This window comes from Sphingomonas sp. GC_Shp_3, assembly GCF_026540945.1.
In the GTDB taxonomy this organism is placed as follows: Bacteria; Pseudomonadota; Alphaproteobacteria; order Sphingomonadales; family Sphingomonadaceae; genus Sphingomonas.
This window is the reverse complement of the sequence record NZ_JALNUT010000008.1, coordinates 38905-62154: the sequence shown is the minus strand read 5'-3', so window position 1 is coordinate 62154 and position 23250 is coordinate 38905. Positions and strand designations below refer to the sequence as shown.

Here is a 23250-nt window from a genome sequence, read left to right as displayed (position 1 = left end):
CCCGCGCGCATCTCAACGCCCCAAAGGAGCCGTTCCGATGCGTCACATCCTCGCCCTCGCCTTCCTCTCGCTGGCAGCACCGGTTGCCGCGCAAACCGCGGGCGGGCCGTTCACTGTGCAGGGCGGGCAGAGCTTCGCGCGGCTTGACGAGGCGCTGATGGCGATCCGCGGACAGGATGCGACGATCGTGATCGCACCCGGCACCTACCACGAATGTGCGATCCAGCAGGCCGGGCACATCACCTTCAAGGCAGCGGTGCCGGGCCAGGTGATCTTCGAGCAGACCGCGTGCGAGGGAAAGGCGGCGCTGGTGCTGCGCGGTACCGGATCGACCGTCGACGGCATCGTCTTTCGTGGCTTCAAGGTCGATGACGGCAATGGCGCGGGCATCCGCATCGAGAGCGGGCCGCTGGTGGTGCGCAACTCCATGTTCCTCGACAGTCAGGAGGGTATCATCGGCGGATCGGGCACCAACATCCCGATCACGATAGACCACACTACTTTCTCCGGCCTCGGCCAGTGCGACCAGAGCCCGAGCTGCGCGCATTCGGTGTATTTCGAGACGAAAGGCCTCGTCACCATCACCAATTCGCGGTTCGAACGTGGGCGTGGCGGGCATTACGTCAAGGTGCGCGGGCCGCGCGTGTCGATCACCAACAACAGCTTCGACGATACCGCCGGGCACAAGACCAACTACATGATCGACCTGCCCAACGGTGCGACCGGGCTGATCCAGGGCAACACCTTCGTGCAGGGTCGCGACAAGGAGAACTGGACAGGCTTCATCGTGGTCGCCGCCGAAGTGCGCGAGCAGAGCGCGGCGGGTCTGCGGATCGTCGGCAACACCGCCAGCCTTGCGCCGGGTGAAACGCGCAGCCCGGCGTTCGTGGCGGATTACAGCCACGAGCGGTTGGCGGTCGGCGACAACCGGCTCGGCAAGGGCGTGCGCGCGTTCGAGACGCGCTAGCCCTACAAGGTTGCGCGCCCTGCGACAGCCGCTAGGGTCTCCGGCAAACAGGGAGATGCACCATGCGGATCGGTATCGTCACGGCCAGCCTCGTCGCCACGCTCACGCTGGCGGCGTGCGACCATAGCAAGACCGAACTCGGCACGCCGACACCCGGCGGTGCACGCGCCGTGGCGATGCTGCATACCGCCGACGGCACCGATGTCGGGCGCGCGACCGCGACCGAGGTGTCCGGGGGGCTGCGCATCACCGTTGATGCCAACGCGATGCCGCCCGGCATGCACGGTGCGCATATCCACATGACTGGGCGCTGCGATGCACCCGATTTCGCCAGCGCGGGGGGCCACTGGAACCCGACGGGCATGAAGCACGGCGCGATGAACCCGCAGGGGCCGCATGAGGGCGACCTCCCCAATCTGGTGATCGGTACCGACGGGCGCGGCACGATCGGCGTGACGGTGCCGGGTGCGACCATGGCGGGGCTGCTTGATGCGGACGGTTCGGCGCTGGTGGTGCATGCCAAGCCGGACGATCTGATGACCGATCCGTCCGGCAACAGTGGCGGGCGGGTGGCGTGCGGGGTGTTTGGGACGAGTTGAGGGGCTGGGTTAAGGCAACGCCGCGGCGAAGCCGCGTCGTCGGTCGGCGCTGTAGCGCCGCCGGCCGGGCTAGGCTCCGGCTGCGCCGGGCTTGCGATTAGCTTTGCTAATCTCTCGCGCGCCTGGCCTAGCCGGAATTCCTGAGCGCCGTAGCAATCGCATTGATCGACAGCAGGATGCCCTGCCCGACCCGCTCGTCCTCCTCACCGGCACGGCGGCGTTTGATGAGCTCGATCTGGAGCATGTTGAGCGGCTCGATATAGGGCAGCCGCAACCGGATCGACGCGTCGAGCGCGGGGTGCTTTTCGAGCAAATGCGATTGCCCCGTCGCCGTCAACAGCGTGTCGTAGGTCACCTGCCAGCCATCGCGGATGCGCGGGAAGATCGCGCTCGCCAGCGCGGGGTCCTCGACCAGCGCGGCGTAGCGTTCGGCGATGCCCATGTCCGACTTCGCCATCACCTGCTCCATGTTGCCGAGCATCGCCGCGAAGAACGGCCAGCTCTGCGCCATCTCGACCAGCAGGCCCTTGTCCTCGAAGCTGCTGAGCGCCTGCCCGACGCCGTACCAGCCCGGCAGCATCACCCGCGCCTGCGCCCAGCTGAACACCCACGGAATCGCGCGCAGATCCTCGATCCGGTCGGACTTGGTGCGGCTCGCCGGGCGCGAGCCGATGTTGAGGCCGGCGATCTCGGTGAGCGGCGTCATCTGGCGGAAGAAGGTGCGGAAGCCCTCGGTGCCGTAGACGAGATCGCGATAGGCGGTGAACGCCGCGTCCGAAATCCGGTCCATCGCCGCCGAGAAGCGCGCCTGATCCGCCGGCGCGATCGGATCGGGTTCGAGGCTGGCGAGCAACGCCGCCGAGGTCATCGCCTCGAGGTTTATCATCGCGCTTTCGCGGGTGCCGTATTTGCCGGCGATCACCTCGCCCTGTTCGGTGATGCGGATGCGGCCCTGCACGGTGCCGGTCGGCTGCGCGCGGATCGCCGCGAACGACGAGCCGCCGCCACGCCCGACCGCACCGCCGCGCCCGTGGAACAGCTGCATACCGATGCCGGCGCGCTCGAACACCGCTTTCAGCGCGGTCGACGCTTTCGACAGCGACCACGTCGAGGTAAGATAACCGCCATCCTTGTTCGAATCGGAATAGCCGATCATCACTTCCTGATAGCCGCGCGCGCGGGTGATCGCGCCGGCCTCGGGCAGCGCGAACCATTCGGTCATGATCGCGGGCGCGGCTTCGAGATCGCCGATCGTCTCGAACAGCGGCACCGCCATGATCGCGGCGGTGGGCGCGTCGCCTGGGCGGTACAGGCCGACCTCCTTGAGCAGCACGTTGATTTCGAGCAGGTCCGACACCGACTGCGCCATCGACACGATATAGTTGGTGATACAGCCCGGCCCGTATGTCGCGTGCGCCTCGGCGGCGGCGCGGGCGATCGCCAGTTCGGAGTTGGTCTCGTCCGAATACTCGGCAAATGGGCTGGTCAGCGGGCGCGCGTTGGAAAGTTCGTGGCGCAGCAGCGAGACCCGCTGCGATTCCGACAGCGCGAGGTAATCCGCCTCGACCCCGGCGACCTTGAGCAGTTCCGCCACCACGCGTTCATGCACCGCGCTGTTCTGGCGCATGTCGAGGGTGGCGAGGTGGAAGCCGAACGTCTCGACCGCGCGGATCAGCCGGCCGAGCGCGCCACCGCTGGAGAGCGCACCCGATCCGCCGGCGCGCAGCGCGCGCGCGATCGCGACGAGATCGGCGCGGAACGCCTGCGGGTCGGGGTACGGCTCGCCCTTCACGCTGGCGAGGCGCGGTGCGGGCTTGCCCGTCAGCGTGAGGTGCGTCGCGGCGAGGCGCGCGTACACGCCGGTCAGCGCACGGCGATACGGCTCGTCGCTGCGGCTCGGCCCCGTGTCGCCGCTCGCTTCCGCCAACGCGATCACCGAGGCATCGACACTGGCGAGGTCGCTGGAAATCGACAGTTCCGCGCCGAGCCCGCTCAGCGCTTCCAGATAATAGCCGATCACCGCCTCGCACGATTTGCCGAGCGCGGTACGCAAGCTGTCGGCGGTGACGAACGGGTTGCCGTCACGATCGCCGCCGATCCAGCTCCCTGGGCGCAGGAAACTCGGTGCGCGTTCGCCCAGCGCCCGGTCCCAGCGTTGGTAGAGCGCGGGCAGGGTGGGGAGGAACACATCGCGCAGATAGCTGAGCGCGGTTTCGACCTCATCCGTCACGTACAGCCGCTCACGGCGCAGCACGCGCGTCTGCCACAGCAAGGCGATCTGGCGGTAGATCGCCTCGTCGACATCGTCGCCGTCGGGCGTCTCGGACAGGCCGGCATCCTTGAGCGCCATCAGCTCGGCGATGCGGTTGCGGTGGTCGATCATCGACTTGCGACGCACTTCGGTCGGGTGCGCGGTCAGCACCGGCGCGATCAGCGCGTGGTCGAGCAGCGCCATCACCTGCGCCTTATCGATCCCCTCGCCCTCCAGCCGGGCCAGCGCGGAGGCGACGTCCGCGCCCTTCTCCGCCGTCACGCCGTGGCGATCCTCGGCAAGGTTGGCGAGCATCGAGAACAGCATGAAGCCGCGCACGAAATCCAGCGTCTCGTCGAGGCTGAGGCTGCCCAGGCCAAGATCGACCTCACCGCCCGCCACGCCGCGATGCCGGTCCACCGAGGCGGCGCGGATATATTCGGTGCGCTTGAACAGCAGCTCACCGCCATAGGCGCGGATGACGTCGCCGAGCATCTTGCCGAGGAAGCGGACGTCGGGATTGTTCGCGATCGATGGGAGGTCAGCCATACACGTGATGCTGCATCGCGGTGGAGGCAGGGTCAATGGCGAAGCCGCGTGAGCGACCATCTTGCCGCCATGTTCTCAAGCGAGGTTCCCGGATCGGTCCTGCGGGAGGCGACACGCAATGCTCGGATGGACGGCGATGTTCCTGCAAGCGGCGACCCTGCCCGAGGCCGCGCCCGCCGCGCCGCCGGCGCGCACCAGCGTGCTGCCGCCGCCATGCCCGAGTGACGCGAACGGCGACATCGTGGTGTGCGGCCGAGTGGACGCGCAGGAAACATACCGGCTGCGCGCCCTGCCCGAGCGGTTCGTCAAGGACCCGCGATTTCGGATCAACCTGCCCGGCGGCAGCACGATCACGCCGCATATCGACCAGGGCCGGCTCGGCGATGCGCAGGCGAAGGTTACGTTGAAAGTGCCGTTCTGACGACGGTGCCGACCTTGGCCTTCACCCCGGCGAGGGGCGGAAACCGAGGAACCTTCAAGCCTCCAGTTCGACGTCCCAATAAAGCCAGTCGCGCCAGGTCGCGTGCAGGAAGTTCGGCGGGAAACGCCGGCCGTGTTCCTGCAACTGCCAGTTGGTCGGGCGGATCGCCTCCAGGTACAGCGGCATGCCGGCCTGTTTGGGGGTGCGGCCGCCTTTCCTGAGGTTGCACGGCGCGCAGGCGGTGGCGACATTCTCCCAAGTGGTGCGACCACCCTGCGCGCGCGGGATGATGTGGTCGAACGTCAGGTCGTGCCCGGCGCCGCAATATTGGCATTCGAACTTGTCGCGCAGGAACAGGTTGAAGCGGGTGAACGCCGGGAATGCGCTCGGCCGCACATATTGCTTCAGCGCGATCACCGAGGGCAGCTTGATCTTCGCGGTCGGGCTGCGCACCTCGCGCTCGTATTCGGCAACGATCGCGACGCGATCGAGGAACACCGCTTTGATCGCGGTCTGCCACGGCCAGATGCTGAGCGGATAATAGCTCAGCGGCGTATAGTCGGCGTTCAGCACCAGCGCCGGGCAACTGTCCGGGTGGCGGATCAAGTCGGGATGGTACACTTGCGCGTTCCCCTCGCTTCCTTGTGCGGCAATCGCCCACTAGGATGACGGGGTGATGACAGCACAGCGCACGACTCGCGGTCAAGGCCCAGTGGAGATTTGGTGATGACCGTCACCCGCTTCGCGCCCAGCCCGACCGGGCGACTGCACCTCGGCCATGCCCGGTCCGCGATCCTCGCGCATGATCGTGCACGGGCGGATGGCGGGCGGTTCCTGCTGCGGATCGAGGATATCGACGGCACGCGCAGCCGGGCCGAATTCATTGCCGGTATCGAGGAGGATCTGCGCTGGCTCGACCTGACGTGGGACGGGCCGGCGGTGCGGCAATCCACCCGGCTCGACGCCTATGCGCACGCGCTCGGCCAGTTGCGGGACATGGGCCTGCTCTATCCGTGTTTCTGCACGCGCGCTGAGATAGCCGCGAGCCTCGCCGCGCCGCATGGCGGTCCGGAGGGCGTCTATCCCGGCACCTGCCGCGCGCTTTCGGCGGCGGAAGCGGGCGCGCGTATGGCGAAGCCGCATTGCTGGCGCCTCGACATGGGCAAGGCGGTCGCGCGCACCGGCGCGCTCGACTGGCTGGACGAGATCGCTGGGTCGGTGCGGGCAAACCCGCTCGCGCACGGCGATGTCGTACTCGCGCGCAAGGATGCGCCCGCAAGCTACCACCTTGCCGTCACCATCGACGATGCATGGCAGGGTGTCAGCCACATCGTGCGCGGCGCCGATCTGTTCGCCGCCACCGATGTCCACCGTCTGCTACAGGCGCTGCTCGCGCTGCCGACGCCAATCTACAACCACCACGCGCTGCTCACCGACTCAGACGGCAAGCGCCTGGCCAAGCGCGAAGGCGCGCCATCGCTGGCCGCACTTCGCGAGTCCGGTCAGGTCGGACCCGAACTCGCGGCGACACTGCGCGCCGGTCGGCTCCCCATTGGCATCGCCGCCGCAAGAGCGTAGGCTCCGCCGATGAGCACGTTCCTTTTCCTCCTGCTGATCGCCGCGATGATCGCGACGGTAGTCGTGCTGGTGCGGGGCCTCGCCGCGTTCCTCCTCAACGCCAGTGCCGATGCGCGCGGCGATGGCGATCCGAACGTGCCGAACGACTCGGCGATCAAGTCCAACAAGATGATGCAATACCGCATCTTCTTCCAGGCGATCGCGATCTTCATCATCGTGCTGATCCTGTTCATCGGCAGCAGCAAGAGCTGATCCTTGGTCAAGCTCAACAAGATCTACACGCGCACCGGAGACGGCGGCACCACCGGGCTGGTCAATGGTTCGCGTGTGTCCAAAGCCGATCCGCGCATGGCCGCGATCGGCGATGTCGATGAGGCGAACAGCGCGATCGGCGTGGCGGTGGTGGCGCTCGGCAGCGCCGAACCGGCGCCCGCGCTGACGCGCATCCAGAACGACTTGTTCGATCTTGGCGCCGATCTCGCCACGCCGGGGGAAGATTTCGCGCCCGGCGAGATGACGCTGCGCATCGTGCCCGCGCAGGTAACGCGGCTGGAGGATGAGATCGATGCGATGAACGCCGATCTCGAGCCGCTCACCAGCTTCATCCTACCTGGCGGCAGCGGCGCGGGTGCGGCGCTGCACCTCGCGCGCGCGATCGTGCGTCGCGCGGAACGCACTGCCATCGCCGCTGGCGACCATGTGCCGCTCAACCCTGCGGCGCTCGCCTACCTTAACCGACTGTCGGATTATCTGTTCGTCGCGAGCCGTTACGTGAACAAAATGGCCGATGGCGACGTTCTGTGGGTTCCAGGCGGGTCGCGATCGTAAACGCGCGCCTGCCGTTCGGCCGTTGACACCCAGTCAGAGGTCGATAGGAAGGAACGTTATGAGAACACGTCTCGGTCTATCTCCGTCTCCCGAGGCGCTCTGCGCACGCTATGATTCCGTTCGCCGGCTCAGCGTCGCACTGGTCGGTCCCTTGTCGGACGCCGATGCGACGGTGCAGTCGATGGAGGATGCCTCCCCGGCGAAATGGCATCTCGCACATACCACGTGGTTCTTCGAAACCTTCGTGTTGCGCGATTTCGTGCCCGGTTACCATCGCTTCGATGAGCGTTTCCCGTTCCTGTTCAACAGCTATTACGAAGCGGAAGGTCGCCGCCACAGCCGCGCACGGCGCGGCATGATCACACGCCCGACGCTCGACGAGGTCCTGGCCTATCGCGCGCATGTCGATGCGGAGATCGAGCTGGCGCTGCCCGCCCTGCCGCATGATGCGCGTGAACTGATCCGGCTCGGCTGCCATCATGAGGAGCAGCATCAGGAACTGCTGCTCACCGATATTCTCCACCTGATGTCCGAAAACCCGCTCGAGCCGGCGCTCTGGCCGGGTGCACGCAAGGTGCCGGTGGCAATGCCGGGGCCGGTCGGCTGGATCGAGCGAAATGGCGGCATCGCACAGATCGGCCATGACGATCCGCATTTCGCGTTTGATTGCGAAGGCCCGCGCCATGCGGCGCTGCTCGCCCCCCATGCGCTTGCCGATCGCACCGTCACCAACGGCGAATGGGCGGCGTTCATCGCCGATGGTGGCTACACGGATCCGCGCCATTGGCTGTCGGACGGCTGGGCGTGGGTAAAGGCCAACGCGATCGACGCGCCGATGTATTGGGAGCGTCGTGAGGATGTCTGGACACGCTTCGGTCTTGACGGGCGCCGCCCGATCGACCCGGCCGCGCCCGTCACGCATGTCAGTCTCTACGAGGCCGATGCCTATGCAAGCTGGGCCGGCGCGCGCCTCCCGACCGAATTCGAATGGGAAGCCGCGGCCGCCGGTCAAGACGCGGGTGCTGGCAACCAGCTCGATGTGGCCGGCCCTGTCGAGCCGCGCCCGTCGGCGGACGGTCCGGCGTTCTACGGCGACGTATGGGAATGGACCGGCAGCGCCTATAGGCCGTACCCGGGCTTTCGCGCCATCGAGGGCGCCGTCGGCGAGTACAACGGCAAGTTTATGAGCGGCCAGTTCGTGTTGCGAGGCGGCTCGTGCGCCACGCCGCGCGGCCACGCCCGCGCGAGCTACCGCAACTTCTTCTATCCCCACCAGCGCTGGCAGTTCACCGGCGTTCGGCTGGCAAAGGATCTCTAGATGCTCAAGCCCGAAATCGAAGACGGTCAGGCCAGCCTCGCCGATCCCGCGTTCCGCGCGGACGTTCTACGTGGCTTCGAGATACGTCCGCGCGCCATCCCGGCGCGGTGGTTCTATGATCGGCGCGGTTCGGAGCTGTTCGAAGCGATCACCGATTTGCCCGAATATTATCCGACGCGCGCCGAAACAGCGATCCTGCGCCGCATCGCGCCCGAGGTGGCGAAGCTGGCCGGTCCGGGCCGCGCGGTGGTCGAGTTCGGCTCGGGATCGTCGATGAAGACACCGCTGGTGCTCGCCGCAGTGGCGCCGTCCGCGTATGTGCCGATCGACATTTCCGGTGACTTCCTGCGCGAATCCTCCGCCGCGCTGGCCAGCGCGTTCCCCGGCCTGGCGGTGTTGCCGGTCGAAGGCGATTTCATGAAGCCGATCGCGTTACCCAACGAGATCGCAGACGCACCCAAACTCGGGTTCTTCCCCGGCTCCACGATCGGCAACATGGTGCCGCATTCCTCGGTCGATCTGCTGCGCGCGATGAAGGCGTCGCTGGGAGAGGGTGCGATGCTGCTGATCGGCATGGACCGTATCAAGGACGCTTCGATCCTCACCGCCGCCTATGATGATGCCGCAGGTGTCACGGCTGCCTTCAACCTCAACCTGCTGGAGCGCATCAACCGTGAATTGGGCGGCACGATCCCGCTGGATCGTTTCCGCCACGTCGCGCGCTGGAACGACGATCGCGCCCGCATCGAAATGCATCTCGAAGCGCAATCCGACGTGGACTTTACCATCGAGGGCCATGCGTTTGCGATGGCGGCGGGCGACACGGTCCACACCGAGAACAGCCATAAATACGGCCCGCGCGATGCTCGCATCCTGCTACGTTCCGGCGGCTGGACACCGATCGCCGATTGGACCGACGAAGACGAGCAGTTCGCGGTGATCCTCGCCGAAGCGCAGCCAAGTCGCCTTGCGCCCTGAGCTGCGCGCTATTTCGACTGCAACCGCACCCGCCACGTGTTGAGGAAACTCTCGTTACCGCGACAGACATCCATCTGCGCCTGCTCGATCAACCGAAACATGCCGCCATCCCACAGGTAGTGCTGTGAGACGCCGCAGTCTCCGTCATGCGCTTTGCGCACGTAGCTGTAGAGCGATCCGTTCGCGTAGCTGCCATTACTGAGGCGCGGGATGCGCGACCAGTTGAGGCCCGGCACTGAGTCGAACAGCGCAGGCCGCGCCTTGCCCTTGCTGTCGATCAGGAACACCGCTTGGGTAGGGTTGTCGCCGCCGGCACGGCACGGCACCAGCGCGACATTTCGCGTCCTATCGAGGGAATGGATCTGCGCCTTGGCGAGGCCGTGCGTGACCGGGCACTTGGCGCGCCGCTGCAACACCTTGATACGGGCCGATGTGAGCGTGGGCGCATGACCGGTCGGCCGTGCGACCGTCACGATCGGTAGCACAGGTGCCGGCGGCACCGCGCTTGCGGATTTGCGGCCCCGCACACTTGCCGCGGTTACGGTGCCGGCGCGGCCCTGCACATCGTCGACATAGCGCAGCGCCTCGTCGAGGCCGTCGGTTGAAATCCGCGCAAGATCGCGCCCCGTCCCGTCGACCACCGCGATACGACGCGCGGCAGCCAAAGCGGCGGCGATGGCGCGCGCGGTGGCGCCTTCGATTGTCGCGCCGTCGGGCGTCGCGCGAAACGGCCCGCCGATCTGCACCCCGCCGATCTGAACCGCAAACGGGTCCTCATCGGTACGTGCGGTCAGCCACATCTTCCACCGGCCATCCGGCCCCGCCTCGCGCATGACGGTGAACACCTCGCTTGGCGGCGCCCCGTCTTCCGGGTCGAGCGTGGTCAACGCGCAGCGCTTCGCATTATCGCATGCGACGGCCCAGTCCCCGAAGGTGACGAACCGACCGGGCTTGACGGGCGCAGGTGCCGTGGCAGGAAGCGCCGCCGCAAGCAGAAGCGCGAAAGCAAACATCGGTTACAGGCTCCCCTCATGGCGGCTGGCGGGCGGGTGAATTGCCGCTAAAGCACGAAGCGACAAATCCTTAGGCGAAGGAACGAGCGATGCAAACAGTAGGTGTGGTCGGCGCAGGCCAGATGGGCGCAGGGATTGCGCAGGTGTCCGCACAGGCCGGCTACCGCGTATTGCTGGCTGATGTTTCGCGTGAGCGGGCCGAGTCGGGGAAATCCAGCATCGCCAAGCAGCTCGAGCGTGCCGTCACCAAGGAGAAGATCACCGCGCAGGCCCGGGACGCCGCACTCGCGCTGATCGTGCCGGTCGACAGCGTTGCCGCAATGGCGGATTGCACGTTGGTGATCGAGGCGGCAACCGAACGCGAGGAGATCAAGCGCGCGATCTTCGCGGAGATCGGCAAGGTGCTCGGGCCACAGGCGATCCTCGCCTCGAACACCTCCTCGATCCCGATCACTCGGCTGGCGCAGGCCGCGCCCGATGCCGGCCGCTTCGTCGGCGTGCACTTCTTCAATCCCGTGCCTGTGATGGGCCTGATCGAGTTGATCCGTGGTCTCGCCACGTCTGACGAAACCGTGCAAACGGTCGAGGCGTTCGCGCAAAAACTCGGCAAACAGGTGGTACACGCCAACGATGCGCCGGGCTTCATCGTCAACCGCGTGCTGATGCCGATGCTCAACGAGGCGTGCTTCGCGCTGGGCGAAGGCGTGGCCGGCGTGCGCGATATCGATCTCGGCTGCACGCTAGGCCTCAACCAGCCGATGGGGCCGCTGACGCTCGCCGATTTCATCGGGCTGGACACCTGCCTGGAGATCCTGCGCGTGCTGCACACCGGCACCGGCGACCCTAAATTCCGGCCAGCGCCGCTACTGGTGAAATATGTCGAAGCAGGCTGGTTCGGCCGCAAATCCAAGCGCGGCTTCTACGACTATACGGGTGCGGAGCCCGTGCCGACGCGCTGAACGCTCGCGCCGCGGTGCGCGCGGTGGTAAGGTCACGCGATGCTTCAATGCCGCGTGACCTTGCCCGCCGTGCCTTATCACACTAATACACGCTCGGGCTGCGTATCGGCCCGCGCGGAGTGAGCATGCGGCATTTCCCCTTCGGGTCGGGCGACGATGGCGAACGTCCGTTTGAGCTGACCGACAGCATCCCGGCCCGCGGCCGCCGCTACGATCCGCGCAACCCCTATGATGCGCGCGTACGCGGCGACGCCTATCGCGACGACGAGGGGGACGATCCCCAAGACGACGCGCCAGAACCACCGCATCGCCGGATCGCCTGGGGCAGCTGGATCATGCGTGGGTTCGCCACGCTGATCGTGCTGTTCATCCTCGCGGTGGCGTGGCTGGCGATCACCGCGCCGCTGTCGAAGTCGCTTCAGCCGCCAACGCCGCCGAGCGTCACGCTGCTCGCCGAGGACAACACGCCGATCGCCCGACGTGGCGCGATCATCGGCGCGCCGGTCGATGCCACGAAACTGCCGAAGAATGTCACCAACGCCTTCATCGCGATCGAGGACCGGCGCTTCCGTAACCATTGGGGAATCGACCCGCGCGGCATCCTGCGCGCGATGTTCCACAACATCCGCGGCGGCGGTGTTCGCGAGGGCGGCAGCACGATCACGCAACAGCTCGCCAAGAACGCGTTCCTCGATTCGGATCGCACCGCCGCGCGGAAAATCCGCGAGGTGATGATCGCCTTCTGGCTGGAGGCGTGGCTGAGCAAGGACCAGATCCTGTCGCGCTACCTGTCCGCCGTCTATTTCGGCGACAACGTCTATGGCCTGCGCGCGGCGGCGAAGCACTATTTCAATCGCGACCCGAAGGACCTGTCGATCGGCCAGGCGGCGATGCTGGCGGGATTGGTCAAGGCGCCGTCGCGGCTCGCGCCGACCGGCAACCTAAAGGGTGCGCGCGACCGGCAAAAGCTGGTGGTGCGCGCGATGGCGGACGCCGGCTTCATCGATCGCGACACCGCCGACGATGTCCGGCCGGCGCGGCTTGCCGCCAGCCGGATCACGCCGCTACCGAACGGCACCTATTTCGCCGACTGGGTGCTGCCGGATGCCCGCGACCGCGCTGGCGAGATCGTGACCGAGACGACCGTGCGCACCACGCTCGACCGCCGCCTGCAACGGCTCGCCGAGCGCGCCGTCGCCCATGCCGGCCTCAAGACCGCGCAGGTCGCGCTGGTGGCGATGCGGCCGGACGGGCGCGTGGTCGCGATGGTGGGCGGGAAGAATTACGCGGCGAGCCCGTTCAACCGCGCGACGCAGGCGCGGCGCCAGCCCGGTTCCGCGTTCAAGCTGTTCGTGTATCTGGCGGCGATGCGCGCCGGCATGACCCCCGACACGCTGATCGAGGACGAACCCGTCACGATCGGCGACTGGAGCCCGAAGAACAGCGATGGCCGCTACGAGGGGCAGATCACCTTGCGCCATGCCTTCGCCAAATCGAGCAACGTGGCGGCGGCACGGCTGATCCAGAAGGTCGGTGTGGCGAACGTCATCAAGGCGGCGCGCGACCTCGGCATCTCCACGCCGATCCCGAACGAAGCGACGATTGCACTCGGCACGTCGACGGTCTCGCTGCTGGAGCTGACCGCCGCCTATGCCGGCATCGCCGCCGAAACCTACCCGGTGCGCCCGCACGGTCTTGAGGCGGAACCCGAGGAGCATCACTGGTACGATGCCATCTCGGGCAAGACGCACGCGCTGACCAGCACCGAGCGCGCCGAGATGCTCGATCTGCTGTCCGCCTCGGCGGAAACCGGCACCGGCCGCCGCGCCGCGCTGTCGATCAAGACCTATGGCAAGACCGGCACGACGCAGGACAATCGCGACGCGTTGTTCATGGGCTTCGCCGACGATCTCGTGGTCGGGGTGTGGGTCGGCAACGACGACAACACGCCCAATCCCGGCCTCTCGGGTGGTGGCGTGCCGGCGCGGGTGTGGCGCGAATTCATGACGCAGGCGCTCGGCGTTGGTTCAGCGACACCGCCTGATGCGGTTCCGGCGGCGGTGGACCCCGATGCGCTCGACAATGACGGCAACGCCATCTTGCCGACGGGCGGCGATCTGGACGGCATGGGCCTGCACCTGCACGTCGGCCCCGATGGCAGCATCTCACTGGGCGGGCCGGAAGGCGATGATCGCGACCGTCCGCGCGATCGCCCCCGCGATCGTTACGACCGTGACCGTTACAACCGCGAGGCGCGGCCGGATGACGAAGGTGGCGATTACGAGCAATAGCGGCTGATCCCGCCCGCAGGCTGAAAGCCGGTTGACGCTCGCGCAACCGATCCGCCATGCAGCCTTATGCGTTTCTTCTCCGACAATGCCGCCCCGGTCCACCCCGCCGTGTTCGACGCGATGGCCGCCAACAACGCGCTCGACACCGCCTATGATGGTGATGCGCTGAGCAAGAGCCTCGACGGGCGTTTCTCCGACCTGTTCGAGACGCCGGTGAAGGCGCTGTGGGTGCCGTCGGGGACCGCCGCGAATTGCCTCGCGCTGGCGGCGCTGTGCCCGCCGTTCGGCGGTGTCGTGTGCCACCGCGACGCGCATATCCAGAATGACGAATGCGGCGCGCCCGAATTCTACACGCACGGCGCCAAACTCATGATCGGCGAAGGCGATGGCGCCAAGCTGACCCCCGACAGCATCCGCGCGGTGACCGACATCATCGCCAACGACGTTCACCGCGTGCAGCCGCACGCCATCTCGATCACCAACGCGACCGAATACGGCATGGTCTATTCGCCCGCCGAAGTCGCCGCGATCGGCGATCTCGCGCGCGCACGCGGGCTGGGGTTCCACATGGACGGCGCACGCTTCGCCAATGCGGTGGCGACGCTCGGCTGTTCGCCCGCCGACCTGACATGGCGCGCCGGTGTCGATGCGCTCAGCTTCGGCTTCATCAAGAACGGCGGGATGACGGCGGAGGTGCTGATCTTCTTCAAGCCCGCCCTCGCCGCCGATACGCTGCGCCGTCGCAAGCGCGCCGGGCTGCTGCTCTCGAAGGGGCGCTACCTTGCCGCGCAGATCGTCGCGCTGCTGGACAACGATCTGTGGATCGCCAACGGCGCTGCCGCCAACGCCGCCGCGCGACTGATCGCCGATGCGGCGGCGGCGCGGCTGATCTACCCGACGCAGGCCAACGAGGTGTTCCTGCGCGTCACCCCGGAGGAGGTCGCAACGTTGCGCGCGCTGGGCTTCGACTTCTACGATTGGGCACCGGGCGAGATCCGGCTGGTAACGTCGTGGAACCACACGCTGGCCGAAGTCCGCCCGCTTGCCGAGGCGATCGCCGCGCTTCCATAGCGGTGCTTGTCACCGGGCGAGCAAATCGCGCTTGCCCCGACGCGCTGCCACGATACTGCGGCTTATGACTGTCGTTCCGCCCTCGGCCACCCGCCTTTCCGTGCTGATCCCGTTCGCGATCGTCACGCTGATCTGGGGTTCGACCTGGCTGGTGATACGCGGGCAACTGGGTGCGGTGCCACTCGGCTGGTCGGTCACCTACCGCTTCACCGTCGCCGGACTGGCGATGCTGGCCTATACGCTCGCACGGGGCGAGCGGATCACACTCGATGCACGCGGCTGGGGCTTTGCGGCGGTGCTGGGGCTGTTCCAATTCTGCTTGAACTTCAACTTCATCTACCGCGGCGAGCAGCACGTCACGTCCGGACTCGTCGCGGTGGTGTTCGCGCTGCTGCTGTTCCCCAATGCCGTGTTCGGGCGGCTGTTCCTGAAGCGCAAGCTCGGCATCCAGCTCCTGTTCGGCTCGGGCGTGGCGATCGGCGGCATCGCGTTACTGTTCGTCCATGAAGCGCGGGTCGATCCGCACGGCCCGCGCGAGGCGCTGACCGGGATTGGCCTGACGCTGCTCGGCACGCTCGCCGCGTCGGTCGGCAACGTCATGCAGGGGACGCAGGCGGCGAAGCGCTATCCGATGGTGCCGATGATCGCGGCGGCGATGTTGCTCGGCGCGATCATCAATGCCGCGTTCGCCTGGGTGAGCTTCGGGCCGCCGGTGTTCTCGACTGCGCCGGCCTATCTGCTCGCCACCTTGTACCTCGGGCTGGTCGCCTCGGCGCTGGCATTTCCGCTCTATTACGGCGTGATCCGCGCGATCGGGCCAGCCAAGGCGGCGTATTCGAGCGTGCTGGTGCCGGTCATCGCGATGGCGCTGTCGACTGCGTTCGAGGGCTATCGCTGGGCGCCACTGTCGATGCTGGGGGCGGGGCTGGTGATTGTCGGGCTGGTGATCGCGCTGACCGAACGCAAGCCGGCGCGGTAATCGCGGTAGCGAGGGGTCCAGCCGAGCAGGCGTTTCGCCTTGCCGGCGGCGATGCGGCGGTTCTCGGCGTAGAAGCCCCGCGCCATCGGCGGCAGATCGGCAAGCGCGACCAGCGGCGGCGGTGGCAGCCCGAGCAGGTGCGCGGCGAAGCTGACCACCGCGTCCTGACTGGCCGGAAAATCGTCGGCAAGGTTGTACGCGCCGGGCGGCCCGTCGAACCCGGCGATCACGCCCGTGACGATATCGTCGACATGCGCGCGGCTGAACACTTGTCCCGCAAGGCCGGTGCGATGCGCGCGGCCTTCCGCTACCCGATCCAGCGCGGACCGACCGGGGCCATAGATGCCCGGCAGGCGAAACACGCGCGCGCCGATCGCCAGCCAAGCCGCATCGGCAGCAGCACGTGCGGTGCGGCGGCCGGTGCCGGTGGGCGCACTCTCATCCACCCAGGCCCCGCCGGCGTCGCCATAGACGCCAGTGGAGGAGAGGTAGCCTAGCCACCGCGCGGACTCGCCCGCGACATACCGCTCCAGCACCGGGTCGAGCCCATCGACCGGCGGTACCGACGACAGCACATGCGTCGCCGCCGTCAGTTCGCGGCGCACGGCGTCATCATCCCCGAAGTCGATCGTCCCGCCGCGCCCGGTGCCCACGACGTGCCAGCCGGCCCCGCGCAACCGCGACGCCAGCACCTGCCCGGTATAGCCGAGCCCAAAGACGAACAGCCGGCTTATTTCGCCCCTGGCCCGTCATAGAGCAGCCCGAAAAAGTCGCCCTTGTTCCAGCGCGGCCGGTCGGGCGCGTCGGCGATCGCACGGGTGATCGCGCAGTTCGCCGCGACGAAGCGCAACCCTTGCGCCCAATCGATCGGCTGCGACAGATCGTCGGAGGGCTGGTGATAGCGGTGTTTGAGGAAGTTCTCGAACGCCGCCTTGCCCGGCCCCGCCTGCCCCGGCCACAGGAACACCGAGGGTATGCCCTGCTGCACGAAACGATAATGATCCGACCGCACGAAAAACCCCTCGGCAGGGTCCGGGTCGGGCGACATCGTCACGCCCAGTGCTGCCACCGCCTGCGCCACGATCGGCCCGAGCGATGACCGGTTTGCGCCGAACACGGTCATGTCCTGGAAAGCGTATGACAGGATCGGCATGTCGAAATTGACGTCGGCGACGATCTTCGCCGCTGGCATGGTGGGATGGCGCGCGAAATAGTCGGAGCCGATCAGCCCCTCCTCCTCCGCAGTGACGGCGAGGAACAGGATCGAGCGGCGCGTCGGCATGTCGCTGGTGCGAAAGCGCTTGGCCGCCTCGATCAACGCGGCGATGCCGACCGCGTTGTCCTCTGCGCCGTTATAGATCGAATCGCCGTTGACCGGCGGACCGACGCCGAGATGATCGAGATGCGCGGACAGCACCACGACCTCGCGCGACAGCGTTGGGTCGGTGCCCGGCAACAGCCCGGCGACGTTGGCGCTTTCGAGCGGTTCGGATGACGTCTTGAGCGCCACCGTCAGGACGGACGGCAGTTGCTCGGCCTTGAAGATGGCGGTGGGATCGTCGGCGCGCGGTGCGATCTTCTCCCACGGCGCGCGGGCTTGCGCGAACAGCTTGCTCGCGCCCGCGCCGCTCACTGTCGCAATTAACGGTACGCCCGCCACGTGGCCGGTGCCGTCCGGATAAGCCCAGGTCATGCGCGCCCGGTCCCACCCGGCCTCGCTGACGCTGCCCGGCTCAATCAGGATCGCGCCGACCGCGCCGTGTTCGGCCGCGATCGTGGTGCGCGTGGCGGGGCTGGCGAAATGCGCGCGCTCCTCGCTTTGGAAGCTGGTCGGCGTCTCGCCTAGGAACGCGACAATCTTGCCGCGCACGTCGACACCGGCATAATCGTTGCGCTTGTATTTGGGCGCGACGATGCCCTGCCCGACGAACACCACCGGCGCGTCGAGCGCGAACTGCGGCTTGCCCGGCACTGCGCCTGGTACGAAATCACGCCCGAACACCAGCGGCATCGGCGCACCGCCTTTCGCTGTCAGCACGAGATCGCCGTGATCGGCCGGCTGATAGCGCAGCAGCGGCACGCTTTGGAGATAGCCGCCCTTGTCCCCCGCCGGCTTCAGCCCCGCCGCAAAGAAGCGTGAGGCGACATATTCGGCGGCGATGCGATATTCCGGCGTCCCCGCCTCGCGCCCACGCAATGCGTCGGAGGCGAGGAACATGACGTGCGCCTTCATCGCCGCCTGATCGTCTGGGAGTTGCGCGGGCGATGGCGCCGCCGTCTGCACGTCCGCAACGCGTGCCGCCGCCGGGGCCGCGAACGCGAGCGCCACCGCCGCCAATACTCTGCACACAACGCTGTCCCGCATGGCCCTCGCGGTACCACAGCCGCCGACATGCGCAAAGGCGGCGATTTGTGTGGCACCGCGCGGAGGGGCTGCCTACATCCCTGGGGATGCTCGATATCCACACCGCCACCGCCCAGCCGCATGTCACCCGCCGCGCGGACTATACCCCGCCCGAGTGGCAGGTGCCCGACATCGCGCTCGACTTCGATCTTGCACCGGAGCGCACGGTGGTGCGCGCGACGCTCGATGTGGTGCGGAACGCCGGTGACGGACCGCTGCGGCTCGACGGTGCCGGGCAGACATTGCTGTCGGTCAAGGTCGACGGCGTCGCGATCAACGACTGGCGTTTCGAGGGCGAGGCGCTGGTGGTGCCGCTGTCCGGCGACGCGCATGTCGTCGAGACCGAGGTCGAGATCCAGCCCGACCGCAACACGCAGTTGATGGGGCTGTACGCATCCGGCGGCAACCTGTGCACGCAATGCGAGGCGGAGGGCTTCCGCCGCATCACCTACTTCCCCGACCGGCCCGACGTGCTGAGCCGCTACCGCGTGCGCATGACCGCGGACAAGGCGCGCTTCCCGGTGCTGCTCGCCAATGGCGATCCGATCGCGCAGGGCGACGGCGACGGCGGCACCCACTGGGCGGAATGGAACGACCCCTTCCCCAAACCCTGCTATCTGTTCGCGCTGGTGGCGGGTGATCTCGCCTGCAATGCCGGCACGTTCGTCACCATGTCGGGCCGCACGGTGCAGCTCGGTATCTGGGTGCGCGCCGCCGATGTTCCCAAGACCGCACATGCGCTCGAAGCGCTCAAGACCTCGATGGCGTGGGACGAGCGTGTCTATGGCCGCGAGTATGATCTCGACGTGTTCAACATCGTCGCGGTGGACGATTTCAACTTCGGCGCGATGGAGAACAAGGGGCTGAACATCTTCAACAGCCGCTACATCCTCGCCGACCCGGATACCGCCACCGATTACGATTTCGACGCGATCGCCGCCGTCGTCGCGCACGAATATTTCCACAATTGGTCGGGCAACCGCATCACCTGTCGCGACTGGTTCCAGCTTTCCTTGAAGGAAGGCTTCACCGTCTACCGCGATCAAGGCTTCTCGGCCGATCAGGGCTCGGCGGCGGTCAAGCGCATTGAGGATGTGCGGGGCCTGCGCGCTGCGCAGTTCCCGGAGGATTCCGGGCCGCTCGCGCACCCGATCCGGCCCGATGAATATCAGGAGATCTCGAACTTCTACACCGCGACGATCTACAACAAGGGCGCGGAGGTGATCCGCATGCTCGCCACCATGCTCGGGCCACAGGCGTTCCGCGCCGGCACCGACCTGTATTTCCAGCGATTCGACGGCACTGCGGCGACCTGCGAGGATTTCGTCGCGTCGCTGGAGGAGGCGAGCGGCATCGACCTCGCGCAATTCCGCCGCTGGTATTCACAAGCCGGCACACCGCGCGTGAAGGCGCAGCTCCGCCACGATACCGGCGGTGGCCGCGCGATCCTCACGCTGTCGCAGCGCGTACCGTCGACGCCGGGCCAGCCGGTCAAGGCGCCGATGGTGCTGCCGCTGAAGATCAAGCTGTTCGGCGCCGACACCGCCCGGGCGCTCAGCGAGGAGCGGCTCGTCCTGCTCGAGGACGACGCCGCCGAGATCGCGTTCGAAACCGTTACCGAACGGCCCGTCCTGTCGATCAATCGCGGCTTCTCCGCGCCGGTGGTGATCGAGACCGATCGCACCGCCACCGATCTTGCCTTCCTGTCCGCGCACGACGACGATCCGTTCGCGCGCTACGAGGCGATGCAGCAGTTGATGCTCGACACGCTGGTCGCCAGCGCATCCGGCATGCATGCCGATACCGACGCGGTGGTGGCGGCGATTGCGGGCACGCTCGACGATGCCGCGCTCGACCCCGCCTTGATCGCCGAAGTCGTGCTGCTCCCGTCGGAAAGCTTCGTCGGCGATCAGATGGCGGTGGTCGATCCCGAGGCGATCTTCCGCGCACGCGAGGCGCTGCGCCGCGAGATCGGCCGCACGCTGGAGCCGCGCTGGCGCGCCGCTTACGCGCAGGCGGCGGCGACCGGCGCCTACGTCTACTCGCCCGAGGCCAAGGGGCTGCGGCGCATGAAGACGGTGGCGCTTGGCTATATCGCGGCGAGCGGCGCGGCCGATGCCGGCGCGCTCGCCTTCGCGCAGTTCGAAGCGGCCGACAACATGACCGATCGCCAGGGCGCGCTCACCACGCTGGTCAGCAGCGATGCGCCCGAGCGGGTGGCGGCGCTCGACATCTTCTACAACCGCTATTCGGACAATGCGCTGGTGCTGGACAAGTGGTTCCAGGCGCAGGCGTTGTCGCAGCGTGATGATACACTTGCGGGGGTGCAGGAACTGGCGCAGCACCGCGCCTTCACGCTCGCCAACCCCAACCGCGCGCGCTCGCTGGTCGGGGCGTTCAGCGTCAACCAGCGCGCGTTCAATGCGGCATCGGGCGCAGGCTACCGCTTCGTGGCGGATCAGCTGATCGCGCTCGATAAACTCAACCCGCAGACCGCCGCCAAGCTGCTGCCGCCGCTCGGCCGCTGGCGCCGGTTCGATAGCGCGCGCGCCGCGCTGATGAAGGCTGAGCTGGAACGCATCGTCGCCACGCCGGGCTTGTCGAAGGACATGTTCGAACAGGCCTCGAAGAGCCTCGCCGGCTAGTCAAGCCGCATCGCCTCGCCGGCAAGCGCCTCCGCCTCGATCAGCAGATCGTCGTCGGCGGCGCCTTGCGACACCCGCTCGCGGCCGATCAGGGTGAGCACCGGCACCGCCAGCGGCGAGACGCGCGGCAGGTCAACGTGCAGCATCGTCGCCGCCGCGCGGTCGAGCAGGCCGCCGAGCCGCCCAACGTCGGTCATCCGCGCGCGCGCATCGTCCCATGCGGCGCGCAGCAGCAGGTGGCCGGGCTCGTATTTGCGCAGCACGTCGTAGATCAGGTCAGTCGAGAACGTCACCTGCTTGCCGGTCTTGCGCTTGCCGGGATGCTGGCGCTCGACCAGGCCGCCGATCACCGCCACCTCTCGGAACGCGCGCTTGAGCAGCATTGACCCTTCGACCCATTCGACGAACTCGTCCTCCAGGATGTCGGCGGAGAACAAGGCTTGCGGATTGGTGATCGGCTTCAGCGCGTGGCAGGCGATCGCATAATCATTGGCGACGAAGCCCATCGGCTTCAACCCCAAGGTCTCCATGCGCCGCGTGATGAGCATGCCGAGTGACTGGTGCGCGTTCCAGCCCTCGAAACTATAGGCGACCATATAATGCCGCCCCTCGCGCGGGAACGTCTCGACAAGCAATTGGCCGGGACGCGGCAGCACCGAGCGCACCGCCTGCACCTCAAGCCATTCGCGCACGTCGTCGGGGAAGCGGTGCCACGCCGCCGGCTCGGCGAGGAAGCCACGTACCCGGTCGGCGAGGTTGGTCGAGATCGGCATGCGCGCGCCGCCGTAACTCGGGATGCGCGCGGGCTTCGACGTGGCGCGGACCAGCAGATCCTCAATGCTGGTCGATATCACCTCAAGACTGAGGCCTGCGAAAAAGAACGTGTCGCCCGGCGAAAGCGTGGCGGCGAACCCTTCCTCGACTTTCCCCAAGCTGCGGCCGTTCTTGAAGCGCACCGTCAGCATCGTCGCCTCGACGATGATGCCCGCGTTGAGGCGGTGCTGCGTGACGAACTGCGGGTGGCTCACCCGCCACAGCCCGTCCGGCCCCTGCGTCAGCCGCTTGAACTTGTCATAGGCTTTCAGCGCGTACCCGCCGTCGCGGATGAAGCCGAGCACCTGCGCGAAAGTTTCCTCGGTCAGCGCGGAATACGGCAGCGCGGACCGCACCTCGTCCAGCATGACGCTTTCCGCGAACGGGGTCGCGCACGCACAGGCCATCACGTGTTGCGCCAGCACGTCGAGCGTGCCGGGGCGGAACACGTCGGGATCGAGTTCGCCCGCCTCCACCGCGTCCAACGCGGCGCGCGCCTCGAGATATTCGAAGCGGTTGCCCGGGACCAGCAACGCCTCGGACGATTCGTCGAGGCGGTGGTTGGAGCGCCCGATGCGCTGCAACAGCCGCGACGATCCCTTGGGCGCGCCCATCTGGATCACGCAATCGACATCGCCCCAATCCACGCCGAGATCGAGGCTGGAGGTGGCGACCAGCGCGCGCAACTTCCCGTCCGCCATCGCGCCTTCCACCTTGCGCCGCGCCTCCAGGCTAAGCGATCCGTGGTGGACGCCGATCGGCAGGCCGTCTGCGTTCGCTTTCCACAGATCTTGAAAAATCAGTTCGGCGAGGCTGCGCGTGTTGCAGAACACGATGCTGGTGCGGTGCGCGGCGATCTCCGCCATCACCTGCCCCGCGGCGTAGCGACCGGAGTGGCCCGCCCACGGCACCTTCCCCTCGGGCAGTACGATGGTGATGTTGGGATCGGCGCCCACCTCGCCTTTCACCAGCGCGACCTGGTCGATGTCTCCATCGGGCGCGACCCAGGCGCGATACCCGTCCACGTCGTCCACCGTTGCCGACAATGCTACCCGGCGCAGACCCGGCGAGATCGCCTGTAGCCGCGCCATGCACAGCGACAGCAGATCGCCGCGCTTGCCGGTGGCGAAGGCATGCACCTCGTCGACGATGATGGTGCGCAGGCCCGCGAACATCGTGAAACTGTCCGGGTAGGACAGCAGCAGACTGAGCGATTCGGGCGTGGTCAGCAGGATCTGCGGCGGGCGCACCCGCTGGCGCGCCTTGCGATCGGACGAGGTATCGCCGGTGCGCGTCTCGACGCGGATATCGAGCCCCATCTCATCGATCGGCGTAAGGAGGTTGCGGCGCACATCGGTCGCCAGCGCCTTGAGCGGCGAGACGTAGAGCGTGTGCAGGCCGTTGGTCGGACGCTCGATCAGCTCGACCAGCGTCGGCAGGAAGCCCGCGAGCGTCTTGCCCGCGCCGGTGGTGGCGACGAGCAGCCCGTGCTGCCCTGCCCGCGCGACATCGAGCATTTCGCGCTGGTGGCGGCGCGGCTGCCAGCCACGCGCGGCGAACCAGTCGCCTATCGCTGCGGGGAGCAT

At 67.4% G+C, this 23250-nt stretch carries 19 protein-coding genes; 13 read left to right on the top strand and 6 right to left on the bottom strand.

Features of this window, described 5'->3' with window-relative positions; genetic code table 11:
* Positions 1-37 precede the first annotated feature (37 nt).
* Together OXR00_RS14775 and OXR00_RS14770 are read left to right on the top strand one after the other, a co-directional pair.
* Positions 38-967, top strand: a complete 930-nt coding sequence (locus OXR00_RS14775) for a right-handed parallel beta-helix repeat-containing protein (protein WP_267389049.1) — start codon at positions 38-40, stop codon at positions 965-967.
* A 62-nt stretch (positions 968-1029) separates the two neighbouring features.
* Entirely contained in the window at positions 1030-1566 is a 537-nt protein-coding gene (locus OXR00_RS14770) for a superoxide dismutase family protein (protein WP_242148574.1), read from the top strand.
* Between the two features lie 127 nt (positions 1567-1693).
* Here the strand turns inward: OXR00_RS14770 and ppc are convergent, their stop codons facing one another.
* A complete protein-coding gene (gene ppc, locus OXR00_RS14765; protein ID WP_267389048.1) occupies positions 1694-4366 on the bottom strand; it encodes a phosphoenolpyruvate carboxylase in 2673 nt (890 codons plus the stop codon).
* A 118-nt stretch (positions 4367-4484) separates the two neighbouring features.
* Here ppc and OXR00_RS14760 point away from each other — a divergent pair, with 118 nt between their 5' ends.
* Positions 4485-4787 carry a hypothetical protein gene (locus OXR00_RS14760; protein ID WP_267389047.1) on the top strand — a complete coding sequence of 101 codons (303 nt, stop codon included), beginning with the start codon at positions 4485-4487 and terminating at the stop codon, positions 4785-4787.
* 54 nt (positions 4788-4841) lie between these two features.
* Here OXR00_RS14760 and OXR00_RS14755 read toward each other — a convergent pair whose 3' ends face one another.
* On the bottom strand, positions 4842-5408 hold the full coding sequence (locus OXR00_RS14755; protein ID WP_242148569.1) for an HNH endonuclease: 567 nt from the start codon (positions 5406-5408) through the stop codon (positions 4842-4844).
* A gap of 105 nt (positions 5409-5513) precedes the next feature.
* Between OXR00_RS14755 and gluQRS the strand changes: the two genes are divergently transcribed.
* From gluQRS to egtD, 5 genes are read left to right on the top strand one after another with little or no spacing between them, the layout of a single operon-like run.
* Complete coding sequence (gluQRS, locus tag OXR00_RS14750; RefSeq protein WP_267389046.1) at positions 5514-6365, top strand: tRNA glutamyl-Q(34) synthetase GluQRS; 852 nt, start codon at positions 5514-5516, stop codon at positions 6363-6365.
* Between the two features lie 9 nt (positions 6366-6374).
* Complete coding sequence (locus OXR00_RS14745; RefSeq protein WP_242148565.1) at positions 6375-6617, top strand: twin transmembrane helix small protein; 243 nt, start codon at positions 6375-6377, stop codon at positions 6615-6617.
* A gap of 3 nt (positions 6618-6620) precedes the next feature.
* The gene (locus tag OXR00_RS14740) at positions 6621-7193 is read left to right on the top strand and encodes a cob(I)yrinic acid a,c-diamide adenosyltransferase (protein WP_267389045.1); all 573 of its coding nucleotides are present in this window, start codon (positions 6621-6623) and stop codon (positions 7191-7193) included.
* A gap of 58 nt (positions 7194-7251) precedes the next feature.
* A complete protein-coding gene (gene egtB / locus OXR00_RS14735; RefSeq protein WP_267389044.1) occupies positions 7252-8511 on the top strand; it encodes an ergothioneine biosynthesis protein EgtB in 1260 nt (419 codons plus the stop codon).
* A complete protein-coding gene (gene egtD, locus OXR00_RS14730; RefSeq protein WP_267389043.1) occupies positions 8512-9489 on the top strand; it encodes an L-histidine N(alpha)-methyltransferase in 978 nt (325 codons plus the stop codon).
* 8 nt (positions 9490-9497) lie between these two features.
* Here egtD and OXR00_RS14725 read toward each other — a convergent pair whose 3' ends face one another.
* On the bottom strand, positions 9498-10502 hold the full coding sequence (locus OXR00_RS14725; protein WP_267389042.1) for a DUF1176 domain-containing protein: 1005 nt from the start codon (positions 10500-10502) through the stop codon (positions 9498-9500).
* A gap of 89 nt (positions 10503-10591) precedes the next feature.
* Between OXR00_RS14725 and OXR00_RS14720 the strand changes: the two genes are divergently transcribed.
* The 4 genes from OXR00_RS14720 to OXR00_RS14705 all read left to right on the top strand — a co-directional run bounded on the left by OXR00_RS14720 (position 10592) and on the right by OXR00_RS14705 (position 15802).
* Entirely contained in the window at positions 10592-11461 is an 870-nt protein-coding gene (locus tag OXR00_RS14720) for a 3-hydroxyacyl-CoA dehydrogenase NAD-binding domain-containing protein (RefSeq protein ID WP_242148555.1), read from the top strand.
* 125 nt (positions 11462-11586) lie between these two features.
* Positions 11587-13752: a PBP1A family penicillin-binding protein gene (locus tag OXR00_RS14715; protein ID WP_267389040.1), complete on the top strand. Its 2166-nt coding sequence runs from the start codon at positions 11587-11589 to the stop codon at positions 13750-13752.
* Between the two features lie 66 nt (positions 13753-13818).
* The gene (locus tag OXR00_RS14710) at positions 13819-14823 is read left to right on the top strand and encodes a beta-eliminating lyase-related protein (protein ID WP_267389039.1); all 1005 of its coding nucleotides are present in this window, start codon (positions 13819-13821) and stop codon (positions 14821-14823) included.
* Between the two features lie 64 nt (positions 14824-14887).
* Positions 14888-15802, top strand: a complete 915-nt coding sequence (locus OXR00_RS14705; RefSeq protein ID WP_267389038.1) for an EamA family transporter — start codon at positions 14888-14890, stop codon at positions 15800-15802.
* Here OXR00_RS14705 and OXR00_RS14700 read toward each other — a convergent pair.
* Together OXR00_RS14700 and OXR00_RS14695 are read right to left on the bottom strand one after the other, a co-directional pair.
* Positions 15712-16536, bottom strand: a complete 825-nt coding sequence (locus OXR00_RS14700; RefSeq protein ID WP_267389137.1) for an NAD(P)-dependent oxidoreductase — start codon at positions 16534-16536, stop codon at positions 15712-15714. The two genes, OXR00_RS14705 and OXR00_RS14700, sit on opposite strands and share 91 nt — an antisense overlap.
* Positions 16533-18167, bottom strand: a complete 1635-nt coding sequence (locus OXR00_RS14695) for a M28 family peptidase (protein WP_267389037.1) — start codon at positions 18165-18167, stop codon at positions 16533-16535. The genes OXR00_RS14700 and OXR00_RS14695 overlap by 4 nt, the downstream gene beginning before the upstream one ends.
* A gap of 86 nt (positions 18168-18253) precedes the next feature.
* Here OXR00_RS14695 and pepN point away from each other — a divergent pair, with 86 nt between their 5' ends.
* Positions 18254-20851, top strand: coding sequence for an aminopeptidase N (pepN, locus tag OXR00_RS14690; RefSeq protein ID WP_267389136.1), 2598 nt, complete (start codon positions 18254-18256; stop codon positions 20849-20851).
* Here the strand turns inward: pepN and OXR00_RS14685 are convergent.
* Entirely contained in the window at positions 20848-23250 is a 2403-nt protein-coding gene (locus OXR00_RS14685) for a ligase-associated DNA damage response DEXH box helicase (RefSeq protein WP_267389135.1), read from the bottom strand. The two genes, pepN and OXR00_RS14685, sit on opposite strands and share 4 nt — an antisense overlap.

Excerpts from the sequence above, each read along its gene's own strand:
- OXR00_RS14775 (WP_267389049.1), top strand. The coding sequence starts at position 38 with ATGCGTCACATCCTCGCCCTCGCCTTCCTCTCGCTGGCAGCACCGGTT.
- OXR00_RS14770 (WP_242148574.1), top strand. The coding sequence starts at position 1,030 with ATGCGGATCGGTATCGTCACGGCCAGCCTCGTCGCCACGCTCACGCTG.
- ppc (WP_267389048.1), bottom strand. The coding sequence starts at position 4,366 with ATGGCTGACCTCCCATCGATCGCGAACAATCCCGACGTCCGCTTCCTC.
- OXR00_RS14760 (WP_267389047.1), top strand. The coding sequence starts at position 4,485 with ATGCTCGGATGGACGGCGATGTTCCTGCAAGCGGCGACCCTGCCCGAG.
- gluQRS (WP_267389046.1), top strand. The coding sequence starts at position 5,514 with ATGACCGTCACCCGCTTCGCGCCCAGCCCGACCGGGCGACTGCACCTC.
- OXR00_RS14745 (WP_242148565.1), top strand. The coding sequence starts at position 6,375 with ATGAGCACGTTCCTTTTCCTCCTGCTGATCGCCGCGATGATCGCGACG.
- egtB (WP_267389044.1), top strand. The coding sequence starts at position 7,252 with ATGAGAACACGTCTCGGTCTATCTCCGTCTCCCGAGGCGCTCTGCGCA.
- egtD (WP_267389043.1), top strand. The coding sequence starts at position 8,512 with ATGCTCAAGCCCGAAATCGAAGACGGTCAGGCCAGCCTCGCCGATCCC.
- OXR00_RS14725 (WP_267389042.1), bottom strand. The coding sequence starts at position 10,502 with ATGTTTGCTTTCGCGCTTCTGCTTGCGGCGGCGCTTCCTGCCACGGCA.
- OXR00_RS14720 (WP_242148555.1), top strand. The coding sequence starts at position 10,592 with ATGCAAACAGTAGGTGTGGTCGGCGCAGGCCAGATGGGCGCAGGGATT.
- OXR00_RS14715 (WP_267389040.1), top strand. The coding sequence starts at position 11,587 with ATGCGGCATTTCCCCTTCGGGTCGGGCGACGATGGCGAACGTCCGTTT.
- OXR00_RS14710 (WP_267389039.1), top strand. The coding sequence starts at position 13,819 with ATGCGTTTCTTCTCCGACAATGCCGCCCCGGTCCACCCCGCCGTGTTC.
- OXR00_RS14705 (WP_267389038.1), top strand. The coding sequence starts at position 14,888 with ATGACTGTCGTTCCGCCCTCGGCCACCCGCCTTTCCGTGCTGATCCCG.
- OXR00_RS14695 (WP_267389037.1), bottom strand. The coding sequence starts at position 18,167 with ATGCGGGACAGCGTTGTGTGCAGAGTATTGGCGGCGGTGGCGCTCGCG.
- pepN (WP_267389136.1), top strand. The coding sequence starts at position 18,254 with ATGCTCGATATCCACACCGCCACCGCCCAGCCGCATGTCACCCGCCGC.
- OXR00_RS14685 (WP_267389135.1), bottom strand. The coding sequence starts at position 23,250 with ATGCTCCCCGCAGCGATAGGCGACTGGTTCGCCGCGCGTGGCTGGCAG.